The 3,494-nt window shown below is 71.1% G+C and carries 1 protein-coding gene; it reads left to right on the top strand.

Annotated features, from left to right (window positions below; all coding sequences use genetic code 11):
* Window positions 1–3 precede the first annotated feature (3 nt).
* A partial coding sequence (locus tag AB0D99_RS35550) for an amino acid adenylation domain-containing protein (protein WP_362372344.1) occupies window positions 4–3,494 on the top strand: 3,491 nt, incomplete at its 3' end.

Raw genomic sequence — 3,494 nt, 5'->3', positions numbered from 1 at the left:
TTCATGCTGGCCGACTCGGGTGCGGTGCTGACGCTGACGACCGAGGAGATTCTTGATGATCTTCCGGCTGGTCGGAACCGGTTCGTGGCGCTGGATGGAGCGCTGCTCCGGATGCAGCTGGCCGCGTCGCCGGCGGCGTCGCCTGAGGTGGCGGTCGCGGCTGAGGGACTGGCGTACGTGATCTACACCTCGGGTTCGACGGGCCGGCCGAAGGGTGTGGCGGTCACTCATGGTGGTCTGGCGAACTATGTCGCCTGGGCTGTCGATGCGTATGGCATGAGTGGTGGCGGTGGAGCCCCGCTCCACTCGTCGCTGGCCTTCGATCTGACGGTGACCAGTGTTCTGGTGCCGCTGGTGTCCGGTTCCGCGGTCGTGACCAGTGAGGCTGGTGGCGCCGAGGGTCTGGCGGAGCTGATCCGCGGGACTGGTGGTTTTGGTCTGGTGAAGGCGGTGCCCGCGCATCTGCCGCTGCTGGCGGAGATGCTGACTGGGGAGCAGGCGGCGTCGGCCGCTAGGCGCTGGATTATCGGTGGTGAGGCTCTGCCCGGTGGGGTGGTGCGTGACTGGCTGACGCGGGCTCCCGGGTCGGTGGTCGTGAATGAGTACGGGCCGACGGAGGCGGTGGTCGGGTGCTGTGTCTTCGAGGTCTCGGCGGGTCAGGAGGTTGGTGAGTCGGTCCCGATCGGGCGTCCGATCGCCAACACACGTCTCTACGTGCTGGACGACCGTCTTGAGCCGGTGGCTCCAGGTGTTGCCGGTGAGCTCTACATTGCCGGTGCGCAGCTTGCCCGCGGTTATGTGAAGCGCCCTGGTCTGACGGCGGAGCGGTTCACGGCGAACCCGTTCGAGGCGGGCGGCCGGATGTATCGCACCGGTGACATGGCCCGCTGGACGGGTGACGGTCTCCTGGAGTACCTGGGCCGCGCCGACGAGCAGGTCAAGATCCGGGGCTTCCGGATCGAGCCGGGCGAGGTCCAGGCGGTGGTCGCTGCGCATCGAGAGGTCGCGCAGGCTGCTGTCATCGCCCGGGAGGACGTGCCGGGGGACACCCGCCTCGTCGCCTACGTCGTCCCGACCGACCAGGACGATGTCGAACCCGAACTCGACGCCCGAGTAAGGGAGTTCACCGGCCAACGGCTGCCGCATCACATGGTGCCCTCGGCGGTCGTGGTCCTCGACGCCCTCCCGCTGACCGCGAACGGCAAGCTCGACCGCGAGGCTCTGCCGGCCCCGGACGCCAACGCCTCCGCAGGAGCCGGGCGCGCGCCCGCCACGCCTCAGGAGGAGATTCTCTGCGCGGCCTTCGCCCAGGTCCTCGGCCTGGACAGTGTCGGCGTCGACGAGAGCTTCTTCTCTCTCGGCGGCCACTCGCTGCTGGCCGTCCGCCTGGTCAGCCGGATCCGCGCCGTGCTCGGCATCGAGCTCGAGATGGCGGCGCTCTTCGAGGCGCCGACCGTCGCGGGCCTCGCCGCCCGCGTCGCCGGGGCAGACAAGGCGCGCCGTGCCCTGACGCCGGTGGAGCGCACGGAGCGGTCCCCGCTCTCGTTCGCCCAGCAACGGCTCTGGTTCATCGGCCAGATGGAGGGGCCGGGATCCTCGTACAACGTCCCGGTCTCACTCCGCCTTTCGCGCGGTGTCGACCACCACGCGCTCGGCGCGGCGCTGCGCGACGTGATCGGCCGCCACGAGGTCCTGCGCACCGTGTTCCCGGTCGCGGACGGCGAGCCGTACCAGCGGGTCATCCCGGTCGAGGATCTGACCTGGGAGCTGCCGCTCGTCGAGGTGGCCCCGGAGGACCTGGAGGACGCGGTCGCCGCCGCGGCCGACTACACCTTCGATCTCTCCACCGAAATGCCCTTCCGCGCCTGGCTGTTCTCCGCCGGGCCCGACGACCAAGTGCTCGTCGTGGTCATGCACCACGTCGCGAGCGACGGCTGGTCCAAGCGTCCGCTGGCGCGCGACGTGTCGGTGGCCTACGCGGCGCGCCGCGAGGGCCGGGCGCCCGAGTGGGAGCCGCTGCCGGTCCAGTACGCGGATTACGCCCTGTGGCAGCGCGAGCTGCTCGGGGACGAGAACGACCCGGACAGCATCATGGCGCAGCAGATCTCCTACTGGCGCGCGGCACTGGCCGGAGCGCCGGAGGAGCTGGCGCTCCCGGCCGACCACCGCCGCCCGGAGATCGCCTCGCACCGCGGACACCGCGTGCCCGTGGAGGTCCCGGCCGACGTGCACGTACGGCTGCAGGAGCTGGCGCAGGCCGAGGGCGTGACGGTGTTCATGCTGCTCCAGGCCGCCTCCGCCGTCCTCCTGTCGAAGCTGGGCGCCGGCACGGACATCCCGATCGGTTCGGTGAACGCCGGCCGTACGGACGTCGCCATGGACGACCTGGTCGGTTTCTTCGTGAACACGCTCGTTCTGCGTACGGACGTGTCGGGTGACCCGACGTTCCGGGAGGTGCTGGGTCGGGTTCGCGAGACGGGTCTGTCGGCGTTCGCGCATCAGGACGTGCCGTTCGAGAAGCTGGTGGAGGAGCTGGCGCCGACCCGTTCGCTGGCGCGCCACCCGCTCTTCCAGGTCATGGTGACCCTGGAGAACAACGCCGAGGCGGTCGTCGAGCTGCCGGGTCTGCGTACCGGCGGCACGTCCGCCCCGCGGGATTCCTCCGCTCCGGCCCCCGGGCAGGCGGCCGCCAAGTTCGACCTGGCCTTCGAGGTGGCCGAGGCCCTCGGTGCCGACGGCGCCCCCGCCGGACTCCGCGGCTCCGTGGTCGCTTCGGCGGACCTCTTCGAGCCGGAGACGACCGCGCGGCTCGCCGAGCGCTGGGTCCGGGTCCTCGAACGTCTCGTCGCCGAACCGTCCACCCGGCTGAGCGCGGTCGACGTCCTGGACCCGGCCGAGCGGCACCAGGTGCTGACCGCATGGAACGACACGGCCACGCAGATCGCGCCCGCCACGGTGCCGGAGCTGTTCGCGGAGCACGTGGCCCGCACCCCGGACGCGGTCGCGGTGATCGCGGGCGGCCACGAGGTCACCTACGCCGAGCTGGACGCGCGGGCCAACCGCCTCGCGCACCACCTCGTCGCCCGGGGCATCGGCGCCGAGGCGGTCGTCGGCCTCTGCCTGGGCCGGGACGCCGAGATGATCGTGGCGATCCTTGCGGCCTGGAAGGCCGGGGCAGGCTACCTGCCCATCGACCTGGAGCACCCGGCCGAGCGGATCGCGTACATGCTCGCCGACAGTGGTGCCGCCCTCGCGCTCACGACCGAGGAGCTGCTCGACCGACTTCCGACGGGCCGGTTGCCGGTCCTGACCGTCGACGGAGCGGACCTGCGGACCGCGCCGGCCTCCGCACCCACCGAGGCACCCGAAGTCACCCTGCACGGCGCTGACGTGGCTTACGTGATCTATACGTCGGGTTCGACGGGGCGGCCGAAGGGTGTGGCTGTTGGTCATGGGGCGTTGGCGAATTTGGTGTCGGTGTTCGGGCCGTTGAT

It is taken from the genome of Streptomyces sp. NPDC047971, from assembly GCF_040653355.1.
Lineage (GTDB): Bacteria > Actinomycetota > Actinomycetes > Streptomycetales > Streptomycetaceae > Streptomyces.
This window is presented reverse-complemented; position numbering and strand designations above follow the sequence as displayed.